Annotated in this window: 25 protein-coding genes; 13 read left to right on the top strand and 12 right to left on the bottom strand. The window is 49.6% G+C overall.

The annotated features are described in order from the left end of the window. Positions 1 to 77: 77 nt before the first annotated feature. From AAFJ72_RS03260 to AAFJ72_RS03250, 3 genes are all read right to left on the bottom strand, one after another. The gene (locus AAFJ72_RS03260) at positions 78 to 764 is read right to left on the bottom strand and encodes a heptaprenylglyceryl phosphate synthase (RefSeq protein ID WP_432776033.1); all 687 of its coding nucleotides are present in this window, start codon (positions 762 to 764) and stop codon (positions 78 to 80) included. 17 nt (positions 765 to 781) lie between these two features. Continuing rightward, positions 782 to 1,072 carry a YerC/YecD family TrpR-related protein gene (locus tag AAFJ72_RS03255; protein ID WP_122903015.1) on the bottom strand — a complete coding sequence of 97 codons (291 nt, stop codon included), beginning with the start codon at positions 1,070 to 1,072 and terminating at the stop codon, positions 782 to 784. A 119-nt stretch (positions 1,073 to 1,191) separates the two neighbouring features. Next, positions 1,192 to 2,256, bottom strand: coding sequence for a DUF3048 domain-containing protein (locus tag AAFJ72_RS03250; RefSeq protein ID WP_432776032.1), 1,065 nt, complete (start codon positions 2,254 to 2,256; stop codon positions 1,192 to 1,194). Between the two features lie 173 nt (positions 2,257 to 2,429). Between AAFJ72_RS03250 and AAFJ72_RS03245 the strand changes: the two genes are divergently transcribed. After that, positions 2,430 to 3,131 (top strand): response regulator transcription factor, encoded by a 702-nt coding sequence (locus AAFJ72_RS03245; RefSeq protein ID WP_122906898.1) that lies wholly within the window; start codon positions 2,430 to 2,432, stop codon positions 3,129 to 3,131. Then, on the top strand, positions 3,128 to 4,531 hold the full coding sequence (locus AAFJ72_RS03240; protein ID WP_432776031.1) for a HAMP domain-containing sensor histidine kinase: 1,404 nt from the start codon (positions 3,128 to 3,130) through the stop codon (positions 4,529 to 4,531). The genes AAFJ72_RS03245 and AAFJ72_RS03240 overlap by 4 nt, the downstream gene beginning before the upstream one ends. 76 nt (positions 4,532 to 4,607) lie before the next feature. Here AAFJ72_RS03240 and AAFJ72_RS03235 read toward each other — a convergent pair whose 3' ends face one another. Then, positions 4,608 to 5,390, bottom strand: a complete 783-nt coding sequence (locus AAFJ72_RS03235; protein WP_432776030.1) for a GNAT family N-acetyltransferase — start codon at positions 5,388 to 5,390, stop codon at positions 4,608 to 4,610. Positions 5,391 to 5,494: 104 nt separating this feature from the next. On the opposite strand from AAFJ72_RS03235, the gene AAFJ72_RS03230 reads away from it, so the two are divergent. After that, a complete protein-coding gene (locus AAFJ72_RS03230) occupies positions 5,495 to 6,994 on the top strand; it encodes an IMP dehydrogenase (RefSeq protein ID WP_432776029.1) in 1,500 nt (499 codons plus the stop codon). A gap of 151 nt (positions 6,995 to 7,145) precedes the next feature. Here the strand turns inward: AAFJ72_RS03230 and AAFJ72_RS03225 are convergent, their stop codons facing one another. From AAFJ72_RS03225 to AAFJ72_RS03190, 8 genes are all read right to left on the bottom strand, one after another. Further along, positions 7,146 to 8,120: an aldo/keto reductase gene (locus AAFJ72_RS03225; RefSeq protein ID WP_432776028.1), complete on the bottom strand. Its 975-nt coding sequence runs from the start codon at positions 8,118 to 8,120 to the stop codon at positions 7,146 to 7,148. Positions 8,121 to 8,264: 144 nt separating this feature from the next. After that, on the bottom strand, positions 8,265 to 9,047 hold the full coding sequence (locus AAFJ72_RS03220; RefSeq protein ID WP_432776027.1) for a sigma-70 family RNA polymerase sigma factor: 783 nt from the start codon (positions 9,045 to 9,047) through the stop codon (positions 8,265 to 8,267). Positions 9,048 to 9,069: 22 nt separating this feature from the next. Continuing rightward, positions 9,070 to 9,636, bottom strand: a complete 567-nt coding sequence (locus tag AAFJ72_RS03215; protein WP_432776026.1) for a lytic transglycosylase domain-containing protein — start codon at positions 9,634 to 9,636, stop codon at positions 9,070 to 9,072. A gap of 5 nt (positions 9,637 to 9,641) precedes the next feature. Then, positions 9,642 to 10,211, bottom strand: a complete 570-nt coding sequence (locus AAFJ72_RS03210) for a dTMP kinase (protein ID WP_432776025.1) — start codon at positions 10,209 to 10,211, stop codon at positions 9,642 to 9,644. Positions 10,212 to 10,216: 5 nt separating this feature from the next. After that, positions 10,217 to 10,609 (bottom strand): hypothetical protein, encoded by a 393-nt coding sequence (locus AAFJ72_RS03205; protein WP_432776024.1) that lies wholly within the window; start codon positions 10,607 to 10,609, stop codon positions 10,217 to 10,219. A gap of 45 nt (positions 10,610 to 10,654) precedes the next feature. Continuing rightward, a complete protein-coding gene (locus AAFJ72_RS03200; RefSeq protein WP_432776023.1) occupies positions 10,655 to 11,206 on the bottom strand; it encodes an RNA polymerase sigma factor in 552 nt (183 codons plus the stop codon). Positions 11,207 to 11,812: 606 nt separating this feature from the next. After that, positions 11,813 to 12,073 carry a hypothetical protein gene (locus AAFJ72_RS03195; RefSeq protein ID WP_432776022.1) on the bottom strand — a complete coding sequence of 87 codons (261 nt, stop codon included), beginning with the start codon at positions 12,071 to 12,073 and terminating at the stop codon, positions 11,813 to 11,815. Between the two features lie 74 nt (positions 12,074 to 12,147). After that, complete coding sequence (locus AAFJ72_RS03190) at positions 12,148 to 12,411, bottom strand: hypothetical protein (protein ID WP_432776021.1); 264 nt, start codon at positions 12,409 to 12,411, stop codon at positions 12,148 to 12,150. A 181-nt stretch (positions 12,412 to 12,592) separates the two neighbouring features. Here AAFJ72_RS03190 and AAFJ72_RS03185 point away from each other — a divergent pair, with 181 nt between their 5' ends. From AAFJ72_RS03185 to AAFJ72_RS03140, 10 genes are all read left to right on the top strand, one after another. Further along, positions 12,593 to 13,447 carry a hypothetical protein gene (locus AAFJ72_RS03185; RefSeq protein ID WP_432776020.1) on the top strand — a complete coding sequence of 285 codons (855 nt, stop codon included), beginning with the start codon at positions 12,593 to 12,595 and terminating at the stop codon, positions 13,445 to 13,447. A gap of 180 nt (positions 13,448 to 13,627) precedes the next feature. After that, on the top strand, positions 13,628 to 14,032 hold the full coding sequence (locus AAFJ72_RS03180; protein ID WP_432776019.1) for a hypothetical protein: 405 nt from the start codon (positions 13,628 to 13,630) through the stop codon (positions 14,030 to 14,032). Positions 14,033 to 14,067: 35 nt separating this feature from the next. After that, positions 14,068 to 14,361, top strand: a complete 294-nt coding sequence (locus AAFJ72_RS03175; protein WP_432776018.1) for a hypothetical protein — start codon at positions 14,068 to 14,070, stop codon at positions 14,359 to 14,361. A 59-nt stretch (positions 14,362 to 14,420) separates the two neighbouring features. Beyond that, the gene (locus AAFJ72_RS03170) at positions 14,421 to 17,624 is read left to right on the top strand and encodes a hypothetical protein (protein ID WP_432777138.1); all 3,204 of its coding nucleotides are present in this window, start codon (positions 14,421 to 14,423) and stop codon (positions 17,622 to 17,624) included. 11 nt (positions 17,625 to 17,635) lie between these two features. Next, positions 17,636 to 18,247, top strand: coding sequence for an S-layer homology domain-containing protein (locus AAFJ72_RS03165; RefSeq protein ID WP_432776017.1), 612 nt, complete (start codon positions 17,636 to 17,638; stop codon positions 18,245 to 18,247). A 48-nt stretch (positions 18,248 to 18,295) separates the two neighbouring features. Continuing rightward, the gene (locus AAFJ72_RS03160; protein WP_432776016.1) at positions 18,296 to 19,711 is read left to right on the top strand and encodes a hypothetical protein; all 1,416 of its coding nucleotides are present in this window, start codon (positions 18,296 to 18,298) and stop codon (positions 19,709 to 19,711) included. An 11-nt stretch (positions 19,712 to 19,722) separates the two neighbouring features. After that, the gene (locus tag AAFJ72_RS03155; RefSeq protein ID WP_432776015.1) at positions 19,723 to 22,761 is read left to right on the top strand and encodes a M23 family metallopeptidase; all 3,039 of its coding nucleotides are present in this window, start codon (positions 19,723 to 19,725) and stop codon (positions 22,759 to 22,761) included. Next, on the top strand, positions 22,761 to 23,180 hold the full coding sequence (locus AAFJ72_RS03150; RefSeq protein WP_432776014.1) for a hypothetical protein: 420 nt from the start codon (positions 22,761 to 22,763) through the stop codon (positions 23,178 to 23,180). Before AAFJ72_RS03155 ends, AAFJ72_RS03150 begins: the two co-directional genes overlap by 1 nt. Before the next feature lie 6 nt (positions 23,181 to 23,186). Further along, complete coding sequence (locus AAFJ72_RS03145; protein ID WP_432776013.1) at positions 23,187 to 23,606, top strand: hypothetical protein; 420 nt, start codon at positions 23,187 to 23,189, stop codon at positions 23,604 to 23,606. A gap of 13 nt (positions 23,607 to 23,619) precedes the next feature. After that, on the top strand, positions 23,620 to 25,428 hold the full coding sequence (locus AAFJ72_RS03140) for a hypothetical protein (RefSeq protein ID WP_432776012.1): 1,809 nt from the start codon (positions 23,620 to 23,622) through the stop codon (positions 25,426 to 25,428). Positions 25,429 to 25,433: the final 5 nt, after the last annotated feature.

Here is a 25,433-nt window from a genome sequence, read left to right as displayed (position 1 = left end):
CAGTTTTCCAAACCGTGTCCCCACAAAAAAGAGAGAGCCTCCCCTCATTGGTGGCTCTCGTCTTCTGTCTGCTATTGTTAACCCTTCACGGCAGCCACCGTCGCCAAAGCTGCTTGCAAATCATCATAAATCACGTTCCCCACAACGACCGTGTCGGCAATCGCCGCCATTTCCGCCGCTTGCTGCGGAGTGCGAATGCCGCCCCCGTAAAAGACATGGGCTTCGTCCGCTCCAGCCTTGCACGCCTTGACGATCGCAGGATCGCCGTACGTGCCGCTGTACTCCAAATAAACGACAGGCAGACGGCAGATTTTGGTCGCGACTTGCGCGTATGCTTTCGCTTCTGCGGCGTCCGCAATCGGCCGCGCGCACGTCAGCTTGGCCGCACCTGCTGCGGGATTGGCGATGAGATAACCTTCCGTAATAATCTCGTCCCAGTGAATATAGGCGCCATATGTTTTCAATCCGGTGACATGCGGCGTAAACATCCAGTCGGGATCACCCGCATTCAGCACGAGCGGAATCAGATAGGCATCAAAACCGGGGACAACTGCGTCGAGCGAAGAAATCTCCAGCACAGCCGGAACGGCGTAGCGGCGGATGCGGGACATCAGGTCGAGCGTGTTGTCGAATGTCACGCCGTACGTACCGCCGACAATAATCGCGTCTGTACCGGACTCGCAAACAAGCTCCAGCGCCTCGTCGTCAATGGTTTTGTCCGGGTCCAGCTTAAACGTATGGCGCCAACTGCGATAGTCAATCAACGTTGCCTGCCTCCTAGCTATTTTCCAATGCGCTCCAGCGCCATCTGATAACCGTCGTTGCCGTAGTTCAGGCAGCGCTTGACGCGGGAGATGGTGGCTGTGCTGGCCCCTGTCTCCGCCTCGATCTGGTTGTAAGTAAAGCCCTTGCGGAGCATGCGCGCTACCTCCAGCCGCTGCGCCAGCGACTGCATTTCGTTTACCGTGCACAAATCGTCAAAAAATTGATAGCATTCTTCAATGGTTTCCAGAGACAGAATCGCTTCAAAAAGCTGTTCAATCCCTTTCCCCTTCAGTTTTTCCAGTTGCATGTTCGTCACCCCGATTATGATCTCCGCCTTTTGGACGGTTTCTCGCTGTACAATTTTCAAGCACTAAAGCTTTCTCATTAATCTTAGAAGAAACCGCCTTCATCCGCAAGACCCAATCCCTACTGGAACTTCAACGTTTGCGACAGATCCGGGGTAGTCGGGAGAATTTCCACCCATGTATTTCCTGGCAAAAGCGGCACCTCCTGCGTCAGTGCAGCATCCTCGTAGGCGCGAATGACGCCGTTGCTGCGCTTCCACTTGATTTTTCGTGCTTTGCCCTGCTGAAACAAATAACCGTCTCCAGGACCGACTACATCGACCTGCCTGCGGCCCTCGCTGTCGAGGACGCGGTGTTTGGCCGAGATGACCAGCAAATTCGTCGTCGAAAGCTGCCTGTTGTCGCTCAGGTCGACATGCGGCTTGCCAGCCGTGTAGCGCATGTATTTCTTTTGTTCGGCATCGTATGTAAAGGCAGCCTTGTTCAACGAGTGAAACGTCAAATCCACCTGTGTCGCCGGCTCGCCTTCCTTGATCTCCGCATCTGCGGGCAAGAAGGTGAAGCGAGGCACTTCAGCGGTTGTACGCATGCCTTTGTCCTGCATCGCCTGCTGAATCAGCTCTGGCTTCGTGTATAGGTTGTGCGGCATTTTGCGGGTTTTGTCCCGCCAAAAGTATCGGCCGTTCGGGATTTCATCCAGATGGCTGTAGTTGGACCGCGCCAGCGTCTCCAGCGCTTCCTGGCTGCCGCCTGCATGGACGAGCACAGCATCAAAGCCGATGCCTAGCTGAATGAAATACGGGCGAATACTGCGTACAGGCCCGATGACCTCTGGCTGCTGGCTTTGGTAAATTGTCAAAAAGCGGGTCATCTCCCCTTCTGCCAGCACTTCGTAGATGATGTCTGCCTTGTTCAGTCCAGTCTGTGGCCGGGCAGGCGGCGCATTGTTAATCATGACCATGATCGGACGCTTGCTGTCCAGTTGTTCCTGACTGCCAAGTCCCGTCAACGGGGCGGTATACGGATATTGGACCGGTTGGTTCGTCTCCGTCGGCGTTTGCACAATAGGAGCGGTCGGCTGCTCTGGAGCCGGAGTGGGCTGCGTGTCCACCTGCTGCGTGGTGCAGGCTGTAACAAACAGCAGCAAGGATAGTAGCATGAGTGACGTTTTCGTCTGTCGTTTCATGAAATCGCTCCTTTCCATCTGTCAGTGACGTGTTTCCCCTACTTCTTTTTCGTGAGACTGGAGGGGATTCCTGCTTCCACACGTTTTCCACGATTCTCTTACGCGGCTCCCACACATCCCGTTTTTGGCTATGCTACAATAATGGAAAACAGATGCAAAGCGAGGGCGAAACCATGAACACCCCCTACCTTGTCTATCTGGTGGACGATGAAACCAACCTGCTAGAATTGCTGCAATCGTACCTGGAAAGCGCCGGATTGCAGGTCAAGGCATTTTCCAGCGGTGCCGAGGTGCTGTCACTGCTTGATGAAGATACACAGCCCCATTTGTGGATATTGGACATCATGATGCCAGACATCGACGGCTACGAGCTGCTCCGGCTCATCCGCCAAAAATCGAACGTTCCGATTATTTTCATCTCGGCCCGCGACCAGGATGTCGATAAAATCATCGGGCTGGAGTTGGGCAGCGACGACTATCTCGCCAAGCCGTTTTTGCCTCGCGAGCTGGTCATTCGCGCGCAAAAGCTGTTGCAGCGCACGTACGAAAAGCCAGGCGTTGCTGTCGGGGCGCCGCAGACTTTCCAGGACTGGGTAACAGTTGGTCCTTATATGATCTCGGAAAAAGGGCGGCAAGTAAAAGAAGGCGACGAGCTGATTGAGCTTACGACCAAAGAGTTCGAGCTGATCGTCTACCTTTTGCACAACCAGGGACTGGCGCTGAATCGCGAGCAAATTTTGACCTCGATCTGGGGCGAGGACTACATCGGCTCCGACCGTGCCGTCGATGACCTGGTGAAGCGGATCCGCAAAAAAATGCCCAAGTTCCCACTCGAAACCGTCTATGGCTTCGGCTACCGGATGACGCGCGTATGAGCAAATTCCGACTGAAAAACTTGCCGCTCTCCCGGCAAATTCTCATTTTGTTCATGCTGTTGACGAGTGTGCTGGGCATTGGACTGGGCATCGTTTATCCGCTGGCCGTCAAACAGTATCTCGTCTCCAACACGTATGCGCTGTTGGAGGATGAATTTTACACGCTGTCCGAGCATATTTCCTTCAATGAACACAACGAGCTTTTGCCCGTTCCGGCTGCGGCCCCCTACTTTTTGCAATTGCTGCTTTCCCGCTACGAATACTCGTTTGACATGATCGTCTACGCCGAAAACGGGCGAGAGCTGGGCAGCCGCAGCAGCAGCGGGCGGATTCCGTATGAGGAAGCGCGGGAGTTGTTCCGCAAGGCTGCCGCGCACCCGAACGACCAACTGCAACACGGCACGTTGAGCCGCGGCGACGAAAACTACCTGTTCGTCAGCAAGCGCATGGACTATCACGGCTTTCCGTACTACATGGTGCTGTTCTCCAAGGAAAAAGAGCTGAATCAGATCAACGCGATCCTCACCCGCCAGTTTTTGCTGATTTTCAGCCTGCTTTTGCTCGTAAGCTGGCTGCTCGCCGTCTGGTTCAGCGGATATTTGAGCAGGCCGCTGCGCAGTCTGGAAGAGCTGTGCAAAAAAATCGCCCGCCGCCAGTTCGACATTCCACTCGTGATGGATCGCGGCGACGAGATCGGCCAGCTTGCCCGCTCATTTGACACGATGAAAAACCAGTTGAAGGAATACGACGAATCACAGCGCCATTTTGTGCAAAACATTTCCCATGAGCTGAAAACGCCGATCATGGCCATTCAAGGCTATACGCAAGGCTTGATCGAGGGCGTCTTCCAGGGACCGCAAGCGGAAAAAGGGCTCGCGATCATCATGGAAGAGAGCAAACGGCTGGAAAAAGTCGTCGGACAGCTTCTGTATTTGACCAAAATCGAATCCGTCTCCCAGATGATGCAGGTAGGACGCGTCGATCTGTCGGAAATGATGCATATGCTCAGGCAACGGCTCTCCGTGTTAAACCCGCAGGTGGAATGGGAAGTAAACGTACCGCCCGAGTTAATCGTGGAAGGCGACGGCGAGCAACTCAGCACTGCTTTTGTCAACATCATGGAAAACCAGCTCCGCTACGCCAAAAGCCGATTGACTGTCACTGGCCGACAGCTTGGGCAAAACGTAGTCGTGAGCATCTCCAACGACGGTCCGCCCATCGAAGAGGCGTTGCTGCCGAACCTGTTCCAGCGCTTCCGCAAAGGCAAATCCGGCAAGCACGGTCTTGGACTGGCGATTGCCCGCGCCGTCTTCGAAGCCCACAAAGGCACGATTGACGCCCGCAATGACGCAGACGGACCTTGCTTCACCATGACGATTCCCGTCTCATTCAAAGGCTGACAGAGCCAGTAATAAAAAGAGCGATTTCGCCCAATGCAACCAATGATTGTAGCGGAATCGCTCTTTTTCGCGCCTTTTACAAAGCAAACTCGACAAAAGCATAGCGGGACACTGTCTCGTAACCGAGCTTTTCATAGACCCGAATCGCTTGCGGATTGTCGGCAAACACCATCAAATAGACGTTGGGCGACTTTTTCAGGCCCAGTCGGCTGATGTCAGACGTAATCTGCGTCCCCAGCCCTTTTTGCCGATGCTTTTCGCTCGTTCCGATATTCCCGATCTCCACAAATGCCTCTTCGTACACGTGAAAGCCTGCCATGGCCAGCGGCTTGTCCTGCTCGGAAAAAAGCGCGATATGCGGCATCTCGGCCACTTCTTCTGCGCGAAAGCTAATCATGCCAATCTGCTGCGCCAGCCCAACAGCTACCTCGGCCTCAGACGCCGCGAGCAGGCGAGAGTCTCCTTGTGCAAGCAGCTTCTCTGACCGGACCAGCTTCATCAGCAGCATCTCCCTTTGCGACAGCGTCCCCGGAATCGTCATCCGCCTGAGACAGTCGTGCGGCACCGCGCACACCCCCTTCTGACCGACAGCCAAATTGAGGGCAGGGTGCTGACGAAAATAGTTCAGCATCTCCGTCACGTCGTAGTCTTCTTCTGCGGAAAAAAGCTGCATGGAAAACGCATGGAACGGCATCCCCTGCAAATACGAGCCAACTGCCAGCAACTCTCCTTCCTCCACATCAGCCGCAAACAAACTTCGCTCTGCCCGCAGCGTCACATTGCCGTACAAAATGTAGGATTGCTCCAACGAAATAGGCGCAAGTGCGCTGACTTGCTCATGATTCATCGGTAAAATCAAGGCGAAAACACCTCTTCTTCTGATTCCCTATTGACGTTCTTACGCCTGGCGGTTAACATGATAAAAATTTCCCAAATTTAAGATCATTCCAGGAGGAGAGTCTTGTGGCAATTTATTACACAGAACCATCTCGGACGTTTAATGAGTTTTTGCTGCTTCCGAACCTGACCACAAAAGAATGCACCCCGAACAATGTGGACTTGTCCACCCCGATTACCAAGTTTAAAAAAGGGGAAAAACCAGCGATCAAGCTCAACATACCGTTCTCATCCGCAGTCATGCAAGCAGTTTCCGACCATCACATGGCGGTCGCATTGGCTAGATGTGGCGGTATTTCCTTTATTTTCGGCTCCCAATCCATCGAGAGCCAGGCGAACATGGTTCGCAAAGTGAAAACCCACAAGGCAGGTTTCGTCGTAAGCCGCTCCAACCTGACACCAAGCCACACATTGAAAGACATTTTAGAGCTGAAAGAACAGACAGGCCACTCTACCGTAGCAGTGACCGAAGATGGCTCCGCCAAAGGCAAGCTGCTCGGAATCGTTACCGGACGCGACTACCGCATCAGCCGCGATTCGCTGGACAAGCCTGTGAGCGAGATTATGACGCCGTTCTCCTCCCTGATCTACGGCAAATCCGGCATCACGCTCTCGGAAGCGAACGACCTCATCTGGGAGCACAAGCTCAACTGCCTCCCGATTGTGGACGACAATCAACATCTCGACTTCCTCGTTTTCCGCAAGGACTACGACTCCCGCAAAAACAACCCGCTGTCGCTTTTGGACGCCAATAAAAGCTATATCGTAGGCGCGGGCATCAATACAAAAGACTATCAGGAGCGCGTTCCTGCCCTGGTGGAAGCAGGCGTCGACGTCCTCGTGATCGACTCCTCCGACGGCTTCTCCGAATGGCAGCGCGACACCGTTCAGTATGTCAAACAAAACTTCAACGTGCCAATCGGCGCCGGCAACGTCGTCGACAAGGAAGGCTTCCGCTACCTCGTCGAAGCAGGCGCAGATTTCGTAAAAGTCGGCATCGGCGGCGGCTCGATCTGCATTACCCGCGAGCAAAAAGGGATTGGTCGCGGCCAGGCTTCCGCTGTCATTGAAGTGGCGGCAGCCCGCGACGAATACTTCAAGGAAACCGGCATTTACGTACCGATCTGCTCCGACGGCGGCATCGTGCACGACTACCATGTGACGCTCGCTCTGGCAATGGGCGCAGACTTCGTCATGCTGGGCCGCTACTTCGCCCGCTTCGACGAAAGCCCAACCAAAAAAGTGAAGATCGGCAACAACTTTGTAAAAGAATATTGGGGAGAAGGCTCCAACCGCGCCCGCAACTGGCAGCGCTACGACACAGGCGGCAAAAGCAGCCTCGTCTTTGAAGAAGGCGTGGACTCCTACGTGCCATATGCGGGCAGCCTGCGCGAAAACCTGGACCGCACGCTGAGCAAAATCAAGTCGACCATGTGCAACTGCGGCTCGCTGTCCATCTCCGAACTGCAGCAAAAAGCGCGCATCACGCTCATCTCCGCTACCAGCCTCGTCGAAGGCGGGGCGCACGACGTCATCCTCAAGGAAAGCACCATGGCAGCCGAATAGAACAGCATATCGGCAGGAAAAAGGGGGGCTGTCTCAAAAGTCGTATTTTGACTTCGAGACGCCCCTTTTGTCTGCCAGAAACGTTCATATAGCCATGTTTCTGCTTGGGAAACTGTCTTCTTGGACAGGCCCTTTTTCTGTTTCAGACAAGCTACGACAGACGGTACACCGCAAACGGCTCTCCGTGACGGAACGGTTCGCTCAGACGGTCCAGCTTCTTCATCGTCTCCGCATCGAGCACAAGCGAAGCGCTCTGCACGTTATCCGTGAGCTGGTCTACGCTGGTCGCCCCCACGATCACAGTCGAGACAGCCGGCTTGTGCATCAGCCAGGCGAGCGACAGCACGCTCGGAGATACGCCCAGTTCGGCTGCTACCGCACTTACCCGCTGCCCGAGCGCCACATTTCCCACACTCAGCCGCTGGACGAAGCGCGGCTCTTTATCGGCGCGAGATCCTGCCGGAGCTTGGTCCACGCTCGTATATTTTCCAGTCAAAATGCCCCCCGCCAGCGGGAAGTACGGGATGATGCCCACGCCCTGGTCGAGACACATCGGCACCAGTTCGCGCTCCGGCGTGCGGTCCGCGAGCGAATAGCTGACCTGTGTCGAGACATAGCGGTTCAGCCCTTCCTTTTCGCTGATCCCGATTGCCTTCATCAGCTCCCACGCCGCGTAGTTCGACGCCCCGATATAGCGTACTTTTCCAGAACGCACCATGTCATCCAGGGCACGCAACGTCTCTTCCAACGGCGTCTCCGGGTCGAAGGTATGGATCTGGTACAAGTCCACGTAGTCTGTCCGCATCCGTTTCAGGCTGTCTTCCAGCTCGCGCATCAGATGATAGCGCGACGAGCCTCGCTCGTTTGGCCCGTCCCCTTTGACCAGACCAGCCTTCGTCGCCAACACCACCTCATGCCGTTTGCCCTCCAGCGCAAGCCCGATGATCCGCTCGGATTCGGTTTGCGTGTAAATATTGGCCGTATCAATGAACGTGATTCCGTTGTCGATTGCGGTATGAATAATCTCTACGGATGTCTTTTCATCGGCGCGTCCTCCAAACGAATTGGTTCCCAGGCCCAGCGCTGAAACCTTCAGGCCGCTTTTTCCCAAACGGTAGTATTTCATGATGGCAGACCTCCTCTTTTCATTGAAATGGCTTGTGTAAAGACTCTTCTATTATCTCGTATTTGTTTTGTAATTTCATGTGTGGACCAAAAAAACAGAGCACATTACTGTTCGCCATTTCAATGAAGAACCAATGGGTCATGGTCAGGCAACATATTTAGTCAGAATATTCCGAATCTTTTTCATGGTTCTGGAAACGCTCATTTGGGATACTTTTAAAAAATCTGCTGCTTGTGTTTGATTCAAGCCTGACATGCGTAGCTGAACCACTTGCCATTCTTTGGCTGTCAGTTGGCTTTTCAGTTCCCCCAGCAAACTATCAACATACAGCTTGTCCAGTACATACGCTTCCACATCATTCGCTTCGTCCTTCAAAACGTCCATTATCGTAGAATCTTGCTCTGATGGCGAGTACGTAAGCAACGGCTCCTGCAGATATTTGACTGGCCTTCCCACATCCAGTGCCTTTATAATCTGTTGCGGATCTTCGCCTAATAATAGGGATAGTTCTTCAACTGCCGGAATGTATCCCAAATCCGCTTCTATTTTGCTGATGTTCTGAAGAATATTGGTCGCAGTTCGCGTAGGTCGTACGATGTGCCCCGTGTCTCGTAAAAAGCAATTGATCTCCCTTACAATCGTAATCACAGCGAACGAGGAAAACTTCACACCTCTTGACACATCAAACGCTTTCATCGCCTTGATGATGCCCAATCGTCCTAGTTGCAAAATATCCCCTTTCTCCAAACAATACTGCTTAACGAGGGCTTCCGGTTTCCCGATATACTTATGCACGGAGTGCCAAATCAGATCCTCATTGGCAAGAATCACTTCTCCCATAAAATCACTATCTTCCTTGCAGCGGATAATATTGTCCATGTTATACAAGGAGTATTGTTCTTTTCGAGTTGCCATTCGCTCACTCAATTACCTCCCCTCCAATCTTCACTCATTTTTTAATCAAGTTGCTCATTTTTCGGTAATGGTGCATGACTCGGGTGTAATAGTCAGCCCGGTATCGTTTTTGATCGACATTTCCTTCTCCTTGGTTGTAAGCAATGATGCTAATCCGCATATCTCCGTATTTTTTTCGCAGCATGCTCAAATACGCTACTCCCGTCCGCATGTTTACAACGGGATCAAAAAGCTTGTCTGGATTGACTTGCATTCCTTTTGCAGTACGAGGCATGACTTGCATTAAGCCTCTCGCACCCTTCGTAGACACAGCATCATAGCGGAAACGGCTTTCCTGCCAAATGATTGCTGCAACCAGGACAGGATCTATATCGAATTGAACAGCTTGCTCGTAAATCGTGGTCGCGTAAAGTTCAATTGTCTGCCTGCTTAAACTCGGAACATAGTGCTCAATGACTCTGGCAAATTCCCTTGATCTTTGAAACTGCTCTTCCTTTTCCCAAGTCAGCTCCACCACTTTCCTCCCTTCCGTCACTCCCTCCTCTAAGGCAGGAGATACAGGGTAGAGAGGCAACGCCATGGCGACCAGTGCGCCGATCAAATTTGTTAGCATCTTTCTCGCTTCTTCACGTGCAAATCGTGGACAAATAACAAAATACTGGCCTGCAAAAGCTCTGTGCCTTTATCCACGTCAAGCGTGTATACCGAGCGACGTGAGGCATGTCCCAAAGATTGATAAGCCTCCTGAACTTTCAGCAGCATGGCATTGCCCTCATTCATCGGGCTGCGCAAATAAAAAGTAGCATCTGGTCTTCTCGACAAGTCATTCATCGTCAGCCGCCAGGAAAGCGGGGCGTCTTTCACATAGAAGTAGTAATAATTGGATAGTTCATAATGATCGATGATGATAAAATCGATGTTTTCTTTTGACATTCTTGAGAGTTCTCGCTGGAAGTCGAGAAAATCAGCTTCGAACAGCTTCCCCACTGCACTCTCTTCCAATTCGATTTCGCAGCGAAGCCACATACCGATGACAGCACCGATTGGAGTATTGAGTCGCGGAAACGTAATTCTCTGCACTTTGTAGCCGAGTCGCCCCAGATTTTCTGCAAGCAACTCAGCCTGGGTTTCCTTGGCATTGGCATCTATGCCTTCAAAAGCTACAATGGTAGGCATTCTCATCATTCCATCTCCTCTGCCGCTTTACGAATCTTCTTCTCCGCTTCCAGTTCTGCAGCTTGCGTAGCGAGATGATCTGCAAGCATTACCTCGAACTCTTCTTTTGTAATTTCAAATATTTCCGATTTGAGCCGATTCACCGTGTAGCCCATTCCGTCTGTCAGCAAAAAATTCGTGTACGTGATCGGCTCTTCGCGAAACTCTTGATTTTCATAATCGAAAGCAATGACTGCCTCTTCGATTCCGGCAACACATCCGCAGAACCAAATATTTACCTCTTCTTCCGTGTTAGGCGACTTGTGCAAGTTGGTTGGAACGTGTACATATTTGCCAATGACTTGGCGGGAAAGCTCTTCTGTCAATTCTTCGTTCATTTTTTTTAGCAGGACTGCCATCTCGAACCATTCCTTTTCATCGTTTTTATTCATTCCGAAGCTGCGCTACAATTCTGCGTATTGCTTCAGGATGGACTTAATAATTTGGCACACTCTTTCTTTGCTGATATTGAACCGCTGTCCAATCTCCTCGTGAAAATACCCTTCGCGCCTCATTCTGATGATTTCTTTGTCCCGTACGGAGAGCTGCATATACTCCATCAGGTCGATCATCATTTCCACTTCCTCGTACCGCGCTTCTTCACTTGGAGCAGCAATGCTGCCCAATAACGCCTCTTCTTCTTTTTCCTCTCGGGAAGCCATAACCGCATTAATATTGACCAGATTTTTTTGCGCACCCGCTTTTCGCAGGCAGTCACGGATTTTATTTGTAATCACGTGATCGACATACGTCGTTACTCTGGCTTTTTCATGGTCGTAATCTTTCATGGTGCGGTAAACTTTCAAAAGCACTTCCTGAACGACGTCGTCACGGCTCATCCCGGCAAACGTCATCCCGGCTAGCTTGGCCTCGCAGTTTTCTTTTGCCTTTTGCAAAAAGTCGTCTACTTTTCCGGCAAAAAATAATTCGTCCATTTGGTGAAGTCGGTTTGTCATACGCTCTGTCCCTCCCATGCATCTATCTCACTGTTTTTTGTCAAACAGGATTTTTACAAACAGCAGATCTACCACTCTAGGTAAGCGGAGGAGGGAAATAGCAACCGATTCAACAGATTTTTTTCGGACAAGTTTGCAGGCTACCAGATGCGAACTTTTTTCCGTTTAACATCTTCCATGAAGCACATTGCCGGGTGATGTACCTCTTGCAGTCACGGCAAATATCTTGCACGACGCATTGACAATGCATCGCAGCGAAATTTTGTTCTTTCGCATACACCTGTTGTTCGTTGACTACCAGCTTTTTTTGGCACGCTGGTTCATAATCGCATCCACGACAAGTCATCCTATCCACCTATCCTTACAATTCCGATTCCTTTCAGAGACGCGAGGTCGATTTTCATCTGAGCAAAAAACTCTAGCAATACTGCGATGGGTGTATCTTGTGTGGAAGTGTATTTCATAACCTGTACTTGCTCTCCATCAAGAGAGAAACTAATCTGATACAACACGGGCTCTTCCCTCCTTTCGCCACTTGTTGGATCTATACGAGGTAGTTACCAAAGCATTAAGCGGCGTGTGAAAAAAAAAAAGAAAAACAGCCGCTCATAACGGCTGCTCTTCTTCCAATCGTTCCATTTGCAATTGTTCTGCTATATTTATCTTTCCGAATTCCCTGCACACTTTCTGTAGCCCCAGCAAAACCGATTGGTCCTTTTCGAACACATCGGCAACCTCAAGCCCTGCCATACTCAGTGCCTCTACTAACTCGTCCCACTCTTCCCGCTCGATTTCCCCTCCTAACACAAACTCAGCAAGCACGGAAATAATCGCTACATACAAAATAAGCTTTTGCCATTCCGGCATGGTGCAATCCTCCTTGACAGTTTTTTAATTAGAGTAGACAGCATATAAAAAAACCCGTCATGCATGAACGGGTCTTAGTTTGCTTCCTCTATGATTTTCCGGATGAAATCTTCATCAATTAGCTGACTACTGACGGCTAGTGCTTTTGCCAGTCTCTCTCGATCTCCCTCAAAAATTTGCTGAAGAACATAAGTTACCGTTTCCTCACCAAGTGAATAATTTTTGGCCATTGCCATAATACCGACGATGATCTCGTGATCTTGAAACTGCCGGGCTGCCATCTTTTCCTTCGCTCGGTTGATGAGAATCTCCACCATATCGTTAGACACTGTATTCATCTCCTTATTTGAAAGCGCATGAGGTTCATCTTTTTCTATAGTAATCTTTTTGATCTCCCTACCCTATGAAACAGGACAACTCCATTGTTAGATTTCGCATAAACTCGTCTATTCTATGTCCAGTTGCTCACGATTCGCTTGCGAACCTGACCAACAAATCCCCCTGAAGGAGTGGCTATTTATGTCCAAAAAAATGATTATCAAAGGCGTCGGGCAATTTCTCGCCAAACGCGCTTCCAAAGATGGTAAAGGCGTCGAAGTCATTACCCTTGGAAACATGCAAGACCTTAAAATCAGCTTGAACGTTGAGATGGAGGATATTTTTGGCGGCGATGGCTTGTTCGCCATTGATACCCTCGTAAAATCCAAGAGCATCGATATTACAGCGACCGACGCCAAATTCGACCTGGCTGCCTTGCAACTCATGATGGGCTCCAACATGCAGGAACAAAAGAACGATTACGTACATGTACTGGGAGAGCAAAAGACAGCAATCCCTGGCAGCCTGAACCGAAGTGCTTCTGGTGGCAATGACGCTGCTATTTGCGAAGTTGAATTTGGCGGCACACTTTACAACGGCGGTAACTTCCATGTTCGTCAAAAAAATACCAATCGTCTTTTGAAACAGGTTCCTCTGAGCACCTCAACCGCCCCTCAAGACGATGAGTTCATGGTTGATACATTCACAGAAGGCGGTGAAACGAAAACCCGTCTTATTTTCTCCCCAAGCCTCCAAAATGAAGAGATGGTCTTCAACTATCAGCGTATCGAGTTGGTCGACGTAGTCGATATTTTGGTAGATGAGGTTCCTTTCCCTGTGCATGTCGTCCACCACGGTTCCTTCCTCCAAAAAGATGGCACCTATGCCGGAATCGAAACCGAACTGTACTCTTGCATCGCCAAAGGAAGCTTTAGCATTGATGCCGCCCGTGCGACAGCAAGTACCTCGGCACTCTCGCTGTCGGTTATCGATCCTGAGCGCGCAGACGGCAAGCTGGGAAGCGTGAAACGGTTTACTTCCAGCAAAAAAGTTTAATTTCCCCCGCATCTGACTACATCTGGTTTGGGTGAGGAGCTTATTGCTCTTCACTCTTTCCTTGCTTGTCCTCGCATAACTCAACCTGAACTATAGCGCCGCCCTCTTTATACATCAAGTGGGTATATTTTACTCAAACAGGTAAGCCAAAACAATTATTCGACCAGGAGGTGCTGTTCCATGCTTACTGGAAAAGAAGAGCTGGAAAAAAGACACGCCGAGCAAATGAACAAAGAAGCAGTTGAACTCAGGAAGAAACAAGCAGAAGCTGAAACCGTCGAGCGCATTTTCTTTGAAGATGATGCCCAAATTATGCTCCGCGATGGCAAAACTTATCGAATCCCGCCCGTCAGCTTGAAGGATGCGCGGATCCTCATGAACAAGTTGGGGACGATCCACATTGATGCCATCATCCTGAATTTTCTCCCCTATGAGAACAAAGCTGACGATTTGTTTTCAATCTTGCTTCTCGGCTTCCGCAACTATCCAGAGGTAACACGCGAGTATTTGGATGAACATTGCGATGTGGACACGGCAAAAAAACTGATCGAGATCCTCATTGGCCTAAATGGCCTAAAAAAGTAGAAAGTGGCCAGGGTGACAGTTCCGCGATCCGAGATATGGAATCTGGTGAGCCACTGGACTGGGGCGATATTTTTTTCCATCTGCACAAAGACTGCGGATTGAAAAAATGGGATATTTGGGAGTACACCCTTCCCCAAGTAGCAGAACTCATGAAGCGAATTAACAAGTACATTCAATTCGAAGTAGAGACACGCATGGCCCTGCCGTTCCGGCGAGCCCAAGGAGTCCCGCATGCCAGTTCTTCTACTGAGACGTATGCCTCGCAAGACTACCAGGAAATTTCTGAAGATGATGTAGCCATGCTTGGCAAAATACTAGGTGGTCTGTGACCCGTTTCGGTCTATTCTAAGACCAGACGGGATTTTTCTTTTGAGGAAGGTGATTCTTGATGCCAAACGACACCCAGCGCTTGACAGACGCACTCCGCTCTCTTTTTGCACCGGGAGACTCTCCTCGTCAATCGGTTTCTATTTTGCAAAATCAGCGCACCACTCAGGCTCTGCAATATCTGCAAGTGCTCAATCAGCAAATTCTTGCACTGCGTCGCGTCATCGACGACATTCAATCGAAACCATCCAGCATCTCAGGCAGCCGCAACACATATGCTGCTGGCGATTTTCCCTCTCTTCCTGCACCTTTGCAGTATGCAAGTGCAGGAGCACGGATTACTCCTTACAGCTTTGTTCCCTCTCTCTCCACTCCTGTGCGTCGGTCTGATAAAGTCTATGCCAGCTCGACCGTAAATCAGGCAGCGTGGGAAGCCTCAGCTATCAACGTCTTGCAAAAGGCCATGAGCAGCTCACTCCATACCATGCTTGCCTCTATGTACGCTGAAAATTGGCGAACTGCCAAAGCTTTTGACATTATGCTCAAAAAAGCAGAGCGAATGTTTCTGCTTACCGTTCCGAACTGGGCGCCGCCTGCCCTGGAAAAAAGCTCACTACCGTTTAAAGACGGTTCTCAAGATCGTAGCGTCACAAACGCCCCCCATGGTCATGTCCAAGCGCACGAACCACTTTTGCGCAAAAATGAGCTTAACTTGCGTGACCTTTTCCAGAAAGAACTAAAAAAAGACTTGTTGTCCGTATCCATCCCTGCCAACAGCCATATCCAAGCGGTCTGGCAAGCAGCTTCGCTTGAGGCTTACGAGCTTCTCAAGAACCAATCCGGCAATTTCACTCCCATTTTGACAAGCTTGTTAAATCGTTTGCAAAAACAATCCGCTCAGACTGCTCTTACACTCTCGATGTTGAAAACAGCCAGGGAAACTTATGGCGGCAGCACCGCTTTTGCGAAAGCTCTGCATAGTATTCGTACGGGAAGCAATCAGAGGCAACAGCAACGCTATGCACAGCTAGTTGACCAAACCGCTTCACCGTTTATCCAGGAAACGCTCTCTCTTCATTCCTGGCAGATGCAAAACCTTTCCTCTTACAGTACAGCTCGTAGTCGTCTGATCCAAAATAGACTTGAACAGAAAAAAGCGAAAAAAACGGCACCACTTGATTCTACATTATTGCAGGCTCTAATCGAGGAAGAAAAGAAGCTGCTTGCCCAATTGAACCAGCTCAAAGCACAAATGCGTGCTATCGAGCGCCAAGCCAGCCTGCTTACTAGCAGAATCAGGCTAAACCAACGTGTATGGGCAGGCTTGCAGACTAGTATTGCGGCAGTTCTTCCTCCTCTCTCTGCTCTTGATAAGCGCCTCGACTCTCTCGCCCAAACCTCAGATAAAGCAAACGATCAAGTAACAACCATGACCACTGAGTTGCAAAAACAGGAGCACCAGCTCCATCGGACGTCTGAAGCCTTGCAACGTTTGACACAAACACTGTCGATGCTTGTACCGAACTCCCCCTATGGAGCTTATCCGTCAGCCTCAAATACCGCAGCATTTGGCAGCTCTGGCAGCTTATCGACCGGCGCTGGCATGCTCGCCTCCTTTGTTCCCCTGCTCGTCGATGACATTTATCCGAGTGCAAAACGCGGCGTTTTGGAGAGATATGCTGCAAACACCAGCGACAGCAGCGGTTCTTCTAACAGCAAACCAAAAGGCTTGGTAGAGCACATCAAGGATGGCATTAAAAACGCCAAAAAGCCCGAAGCCCCCTCACTCACACAAGAAGAACAAGACGCCGAAAACAATCTCCCCTTCACGAAAAGAAAGCTTAAGCAAGCCACACGAAGCTTAAAGCATATGGCCAAAACTGTTCCGTATGTAGGTGCTGCCATGATGCTGATGGATTTAAAAAGCGAGCTTTGGGACCCTTTGTTTATGACAGAATCCGAAAGAAAGAGCAAAATCGCGGAAAACCAGTCCGCCCTTGCGTCAGATATTATGCTGGCTGACAAGCTACCGCACGGTTTGAAAGAGGCAATGTATGCTGGTCTTGCATTGAATGCAATACAGGATGGTGTAATCAACCTTTTAGGGGGAACCACCCCTTCCTTTACAGACTATCTCAACGCATTTGAAGATGCCTACAACTACGATGGCGACCAGCTCAAAGCGAAGTTAAACGAAACGCTGCAAATTAACAAACGAAACGATGAAGTCGAGATTGAAAAAATTAGAGCGAACAACAAAAAAATCGAGGAAAAAGAGAAGTATTCCTCTCTGATCGATATTGATGGAGACGGCTACAAGCTGAACAATACACCCATCACCGACTGGAAAGAGATCAAGTCGCTCAGTCACGGCCAGGAAATCGTTGCTTATGCCCAGTCCAAATGGGGACTTACCCAGTCTACTATCGAAGCTGACTTCCAAAAAGAACGAGCTGCTTTGCTACTTCGCGGGGAACGTGAAGATTCCCAAGCCATGAGAAACTTGCAGCACAACTACTTCACGAAAAACGCAGCTGCCCTTGATGAATTGATTTCCTTTTTGAAAGAGCGGCAGTCTCACATTGTGAATAAAGATAGCGATGCCTACCAGTTCGTTACGGCAAGTATCGCAGAAGCAGAAGCCAGCAAACAAAATATCCTGGTTGCGCAGCGGACCAATCAAGCGAGAGAAATTGAGAAGGCCATGAGCGAGCTAAGCCTTGGTCTGCAAAATATCGACACGGCTGCATCCATTGAAAAGAACAAAGCCATTCTGGCTGGACATCCTCCCACCTCCGAAGTGTTCCGCAAGCTGAACGAAGATCTGTTGCTCAAGAAAAACAATCTGATTGCCTCGACCGAAGCTCAGATGGAAGGTTTTCTGTCCAAATATAAAGGGGACGACTTGGAAAGATTTATTAAAAACAATCTGGCGCTGCTGGAAAAAGCCAGGTACGACAACCTTGTCGCCATTAAGCTTGCCACGCAATCCTCTGCAAAAGGTACCTTCAACATGCCTGATGGCTTGCGGCCACTTACTTACTGGGACATGCGTGCTGCCAATGCGACGCATAGCACTTACGACTTCACGTATCACGGGGGGAATGTGAACATCACCATTGACAAGATGAGCGGAAGCGAGGCAGACCTTCAACGTCTTGGTTCCACTGTAAGCGAAGCCATTCGTCAGACACAAATGAAGCTGTCCACCGAATTGAGCCAACAAGTTCGGTCCGGAATTGCCGCGAGTTACACGAGATTGTAAGGAGGTACTCCATGTCACAACAATATGTTTTTGGCTCAGCCAATCAGCGTTACAAGAAAAAGCTGTTTCTCGATAACGGGTTTGAATTCATCGAAGTAAACGCTCGCCTAATCGAGCCCTATTCTCCTCCCAGTCCCCAGCCTTCATTGCGCGAGATCAAGATCATTAACGCTCCCTCGCATATCCACCATTCTGGTTTCAGCAGCTACCAATGCACGCTAACTTTGCTGTTTCCTGACAAGAATGCTTATAACGACTACTTGAGCTACGCCGGCTGGACTCACAAATTTTACGATGAAAAGGGCAGCATTTTTTTGGGAAGTGCAGAGTCTATCAAGCCTAGAGTCGTTGAAGGTGGACGCCGCTACACCGCAACAATCAACCTTATTCTCATCAAAAAAGATACCCTTGGACATAAGTCCCGCTTCCGGTTCCAGGATATAGACGGCCATTGGGCACAAAAAAATATCGAAGAAATGGCCGATCTCGGACTCATTACCGTGATTACACGCGATGGGAAACCCGTGATCTATTTCCGCCCAAACGATTTCGTCACCCGAGCAGAATTTATTACCTTTTTAAATCGGACGCGACGACTGGTGGAGCGAATGATTCGGGAATAGCCACGGCTATTCCTTTTTTCTGTCTATTCTATATATGAGGTGATAAAAATGATAAGTTGGGCTGATGTCAGTGAAAAAGACTGGTTTTATAACGAGGTAATGGAAGCGAGCAACTACCTGATGGGGGACGGCGAGCCGTTCATTCAGGGCATTGCTTACGGCTCCTTTGAAAGCAACGCCCCTTATTTGTACGAGGAGCAGAATGGTGCCGCTGGACAAAAAGTATTTACCGTCCAAGGCAAAATTACTCCGAGCGCAGACAATCCGCTCTTTGTTTTCGTCGACGGGACGCAAACCTTGTACAAAGAGATCCGCGTCAATCCAAACGATCCCAACAAGACAGACATTGAACTGTATTACGCTCCTCCCGCCGGTTCGGTTGTCGCCTTTTCCAGTCTGGGAAAACCTGCTCTGGACCGCTTCGGCAAGCCGATTCCCCCCAATTCATCCTCCTTTGCCTATCCCAACAAACGCCTGGACCACGGAGACACCTATTACTACAATCCGTTCAGCCGTCAATTCAACGAATACTTGTACGCATATGGCCGAGCTCTGCATCGAATCGATGTTCCTGAAGAGGAATGGCAATCGGCATCCGGCCAGGAGCTCGCCCGCAAATACATCGGTCTGAAACAGGACGTTTATATAGTCAGCCCTGCCCCTGGGGCTACTATTTACCTCCCTTACAACCTGAACGGCGTACAGGTACGCTTCATCTACAACAGCTATGAAAATGGAACACTCTTCATGCGCGGTGGCTATTTTTCTGTAAAAAGTCCTGGCGTATGGAGAAATGATCGTTTTTTTCCGAACGCTTACATTAATCGTGCAGAAGCTTTTGTACTCATTGACAGATTGCGGCGCTCTTTTTACCAACGCTTTACCGATTCCCAACCGCCTACTCATCAGTTGGATGAAACCTATACTGCCTATGAGGGGCAACGCGTGTTCCGCTTGAACGGAACGTATCCTGCCGGAAAGCAGATGCTCTCTGTCCATATTGATGGGAACGAGATCGATCAAGCAAATTATCAAGAGTTTGACGACCACACGGTACTGTTCAACGATCCTATAGAAGCGGGTAGAGAAGTCCATTTCTTTTACAGAAAGGAAGTCAGTACCCGGTTTGAAGATGTGGGCCGTGAGAAGTACATGTACAACAGCAGCACGGGAGAAAAAATCCCTTTGCAGGGAGGACTAACCGGAAATACGCCATCGTGGTGGGCTCCTTCCGTCCTTTCCATGGAAGACGAGCGTTTTGAAAATGGGGACTATCTGATTGAAGGGATCGAGATCAACAACTTCGTCGATGGAGCAGCAGTCGTCAATCATATGTACGAAGTGTCCTCCTCCACCGCCGAGGACAAAGAAAGATGGTTCATGCCCTACACGCTGCTTACACGAGCTCAAGCCGTTACTTTTTTGAATCGCTTTCGAAAATGGTCGCTGGAACGTTTTAAATAGGAGGTGTTAAGATGGCAGTCATGTCCAAGGAGTTAAGCAAAATACTCGCAGAGCGGCTCAAACTAGGAGAGTTGGCAAAGCCTGCATGCCGCGTTGAAATTGATCGGCTTGTTTTCGTCCCAGGACGTACTGAAGAGATCGATTTTATCAAAAGCGACCCACGTTCTGAGAAAACATTGACGCGAAGCTTCATTGAACCCGATGCAGACGACAGCAGTACCGTCCCGTCAGCCATTGCCTTTGTCTTTCCGGTGGATGGGAAAGGTCTCAAAGATATTACGGCTTACATGGGAGACAACCGCAACCATAAAGGAATCGACATCGGGTGCCCTGTAGGTACCGGAATTAAAGCTGCTTGGGCCGGCAAGGTCAGAAAAGTAGCGATGACAGAAAAATATACTAGCTACGGCTATTATGTGGAAATTCAACATGATGACGGCATTTGGACCCGCTATGCCCACATGAGCGAAATATTCGTCAAACCAGGCGAGTACGTCACCCAGGGTACCGTCATCGGGAAAAGTGGAAATACGGGGGATGTCCGTTCAGCCGGCGTTACCTCCATGGGCACTTACGACGATCCGAACTCTCCGCGCTCCAAAGGAAAGGGAGCCCATCTGCACTTTGAAGTCTGGAAAGATAAAACGGTGCTCGACCCGCTGCCTTACATGAAAGGGACTAAACAAATGTTCGCTGCGTCCACAAACTCAGGCAAGGGCGTAGTGACCGATTCCACTTTTGTCGGTACACCAGGAGCAACGCTTTTCCACGAACGTTTTACTGATCGAGCGTGGTATACCAAGTCTCTCTACAAAATTGACGAATTGACCAAAAAAATATCCATGATCGAACGCAGTTCTACCGAAAACAGCAACCTTGTCTTTACCTTCGATCCAAAAGGACATCCTGCGGTTTTTCCTTCCCCAACAGTCACAACCGGCTTCAACCTCAAATTGACATCTGTTCATCCTGCCATTTTCAGCATAGGCTTTGCCACTGACTTTGGGGATGGGGCAGGTGAGCTTCGGGTCTTTTTCAACGGAAAACTGCAAATCAAAGTAAACAAGTTCACTAGTACCGAAAAAGTTGAGATTCGAGATATTCCTTTTCCCAATGGCGAGATGGAAATCAGAATTGAACTGTTCTGGAATGGTAAACAGGTGAACCGCTTTTCCTTGCAATATATTCAAATCCAGGAATTGCAGGGTCGTCCCGATTTATACGGGAATCAGGACAAAATGGACCCGACCGTGCGCCGGGAGTTTTTTGAGGAACGTGAAATCACGAGCGTCATCATGCCCGGCCAGCCACAAAAAGTCTCTCTGCAGGTCGGTAAATTTGTTTATATGGACACCCTTACTCTGGATAATGTCAGCTATATCGAAATTGACGATCAGTTTGAAATGGATTCACGGGAAGCTCGCATCACCATCTCCAATCCTGGCGGGTATTACAGCCCTGATTACAATCCGTTCTACTTCCCGGAATCGTATCAGGAGACTCCTTGGTCTTATTTTGTGAACGGGTTCCACGTCGGTGTCCTCTCCGAAAATACGCCTGTACGCATCTATATGGGATATGGTCTCAACCTGATGCGCGTGTTCACCGGCTTAATCGACAAGATTGATATGAATGGCGAAGAGGCGACCATGACCATTTACTGCCGGGATATGTACAAAAAGATATTGAATAAAACTTTGACAGAGACTAAACAATATCCGCCCAATATCGGGCATGCCGAAGCCCACGATACGAATCAGTTCTCTGCCATGTCCCGACGTGACAAGATCATTTCGATAGCCAAAAAGCAATGCAAACAGCAAGGGCCTGAGCTGGATTATAAATTTCTGCTGGCCATTGCCCAGCATGAGACAAAAATGGGTACAGTGGGACAAGGTCTTCCCCCTGGCGATTTTATTCTCGGCTACGGCTGCTACGACAACCAAAAATGCGACCCGCAATACCAAGGGATCGAACGACAGTTGTATCGTGGAGCTGTACGCTATCGGGAAGCGATGGCTAGCAGAGGCTGGCGCTTCTCTTCCGTTGACGATGTCAAATACTTCTGGCAAGGCGGCGATAAAGGCGCCTACCAATGGGCATCCGATCCAAACTGGTATAACAGCGTCTGGCAAATTTATCAGCAGTTTCGCTCCAGCACCGAGTTTGACTCCATACCTGAATGGGAGGATACCCAATCTCCCCCTCCGACAACCTCTCCTTCACAAGGCGCATATCTAAAATCGGCAATCGTTCAGGACCTGATTGCTCACGCCGGAATGTACGGCTGGCGCAGTAATCCGCAAGACATTTACTACCCTTATGCCATTATTCAAGAGACGAGTTATACGCACGCTATGCAGGCGACAGGAAAAGTCTATAAGGCCGTGCCTGATAAAGAAGGCGAATTCATGGAAGTTGAGGCGGAATCCATTTTAACGCCAAAAGGCTGGAAGAATCCATTTGTCGAGCCGCCTGGACGCATCTTTGAGTCGTATAAGTACAAGGTCAGCGAAGCAATAGCTGAGGTCATGAAAGATACCAACTTCCGCTCCTATTGCGATCGTTACGGAACCTATCGTCTGGAAGAGATCGATATGAATCGCCCGGTGGTCGCTACCTATACGGAACATGAAAATTTAATCACTATCCACAAAACCATTGATTTCTCCCGCGGCAGGAGTCACCTCGTTATTCGAGACGAAAACGGAAACTCCGGCCATTTTGTCGACACCGAAATTTTAATGGAGCTCAAGGGAGAGATTCGTACCGGCGTCAAAGAAGTTCCTTTTGCAAAAACCGAGGAGCAAAAGCGACTGGCCGCCCAGCGAATTTTCTTTGACCTCAAGCGCCTGTGCCGCACGCTGCAAATTTCCATTCCTGGCAACCCGGCGCTTGATGTCCTTGACCGCATATACATTATCGACTCCAACACCACCACTCGCGAAATTTATACGATCAAAGGAATCCGCACCATGTTTGATGTGGAAAATGGCTATTTGCAAATTCTCGACTTATTCTGGAGCAACAACGAGGGGGCGCTGCTGTAGTGGCTGGCATAGCAAATGATTACCTAATCTATCCCATTCTCGACTTAATCAGGGATGAAGTTCAGCGGACAACCATGAGCCCTGCCGACCCTTTTGCCGAGGAACCTTCTGTCCGGCTTATTCGCGATCACCCGCTTGATCCAGAGAAAGTCACAGGCGCGAAAATGTTCTATGAGTCGGGCTATATGCTGGATATTTCCCTCACATACGGATCTACAAACACGTCTACGTTTCCCCTTGAAGTCGACCAACAGCATCCTGACTGGGAGTACTACTCTCTCTGGCGCCTGACGAGCATTACAGTTGCCGGGTATGCCTCCGATGGAAAAGTGGTAGGTTCCTACATGATCCGTCTACTCTATGATACAAGGGGCCTCTTAACAGGAACCGATGTCCTACGTGTAGAGAAAGAGAGGTGAGAGTAAGTGGGCTTTTCCGTTGTATATTCGGGAGGCGGCGTGCTCGACAAGGTGCGAGAGCTTCCCTACCCCCATTTCTCCAAATTCACAGAACCATTCATTCGCGGACGCATGCTGGACGTCACTGCATCCAAGCAGGTCTTCTCCGATACCTATACCCTCCCTTATCCAACCGAGTTTTTATCTGTGGCTTTTGCTACCAACAACTACTGCGTGGGCGATTATTGGGAGTTAAGCCTGGACGGGGTCAAAGTCTGCGAAACGATTTACACAAAAGAGCTCCCGGAATCCGTCTCCATGGGAAACAGCTTTGGAATCGTGTACCCGCTGAAGCCGAATGCCATCGTCCGCTTTGACTTTCACAACATCTCAGGCACGGAAAAAAAAGTCTGGTACAATGTAAAATTTTTGCGCAAGAAACTGTAAAGGAGGCGTATCCATGCCGAGTAAACAAGTTGCCTGGATTGAAGGCGAGACCACAGCCGATATGCTTATCAACAAGCTGGCTGATGAGATCGTCAACGCGCAAATCCCGGACACCACCAACCGCTGGGAAAAAGTGTTCGAAGTAAATGAAGACAAGTGGGTAACGTATAAGAAGACTACGGTTGGAAATACACAAGGGACCTACAAGCACACTGACGGGAAGACATATCCGGTTTACAAGTTGCCTGATTTGCGCAATCTCAATGCGGAAAACTCTGGAAAACTACTGGTTGATGAAGAAGGTTACATTTATGAGACAAGTGGTTCCAGCAATGTGCGGACAGGCAAAAAAATTCAGGTTCAGCAATTTACCTACACACAGGCAGATGGGAGCGAAGCAACCTTATTGATTCCAGGCCTGTTGGTGGTCAACATCGATGAACCTGATGAAAACAATCCTATAGGCAAGAAATGCTATGTGGTCCAGCAAGGAAAATACGAGCTGGATGGGGTTACTTTTACACCGGGAACAGAGTGGAACGAATATCAAATTGTTACGGAGCTTCCATCAGATTGGAACGATCTTCTGCTGAAATCGAAGTGGACAGTCTACTATTCAGGAGGTTACACCACCTATGTAACCCCCCCTCTCTACAAATTCAACATGGTCCAATATGTCGCCAATCCCGTCCATTTCTATGATCGGACTGTCGTATTAAAAGCCGTTCCAGACGTTCCTCCAGATGAATCCCCGTATGACTACTTCGTCATGCTGAAGCACCCAACAGGCCAATACAACTATATTGATCTCTACTACGGCAAAGGCTTCTCTGGCAAAAATCCAAGTGGAAACTCCGTCGATACGTATCTGCTTGCTTGCGACGTAAGCACTGTTCTCCCCGGCAAAGTCCCGGTCGTGATCGATCAAAAACAAGCGGAACTGCAATATAACAAATGGAATGATCCGACTGATACGGACAAATACATTCCTCCCCACGAGGCATGGGCAGTCGACTATGACGAAAAAGTCGAGATCAAAAGCCCTGGCTCCCACTTTTTCTACGGTGCCGATTCTGTCGTCTCCTGGGTCCCGAACAAAAAGCGCCGACCTGATTATTGGGTCGAATACAATCTCTCCGTCAGCAATGATCGCGTAGCCATTGTCATTGTAGGCGACCCTTCTCCAGATATGGATGCTTACTACAGCAGCTTTGCCTATATCGGGAAGACAATCCCGTTCGCCGAGTACGATCACAAAGGCAATTTTGGGATCACAGTCGGCATGGGGGATTTGACCAAAGAAAAAACGGGCTTCCTGCCATCTGACATCAAACAAGACACCAATCCCGCCTATTCTGGCTGGGGACGCTATACGTCCAACGGCATGTACTCCTTCTCGATGCTGCAAACGCGCAGCTCCGTCTACTTCCAAGCCTATTATGCTGCTTTCATTACCCAACTTCCGAAATACCAGGGGGTAGGCACCATCCCTCCCGAACTGTCCAAAATGGTACTCGAAGCAAATGGATTCCAAAGCTCCAAATGGACGAAAAAATATCACGCTTCCCCCATTTATCTTGTACACCAGTTCGAAGGATACCGCAGCTACCTCGACAGTGTCGTAGCCATCACGGACCACAATCTCATCAACAAGGACGAGCTTGTAGTAGATACAGAAGAGCCAAAAGACCCAGATGATCCAACAGCCGGAACGTGGACAGAAGTATACAAGTTTTTCAAAATCAACACTCCCGTCAACTTCTTCAAGCACTCTCCGAACCCTACCGATTGCACGATCGCCATTTTAAAAGAAGTATATTAGAGGAG

It is taken from the genome of Brevibacillus gelatini (assembly GCF_050920745.1).
GTDB classification, from domain to species: Bacteria; Bacillota; Bacilli; order Brevibacillales; family Brevibacillaceae; genus Brevibacillus; species Brevibacillus gelatini.
This window is presented reverse-complemented; position numbering and strand designations above follow the sequence as displayed.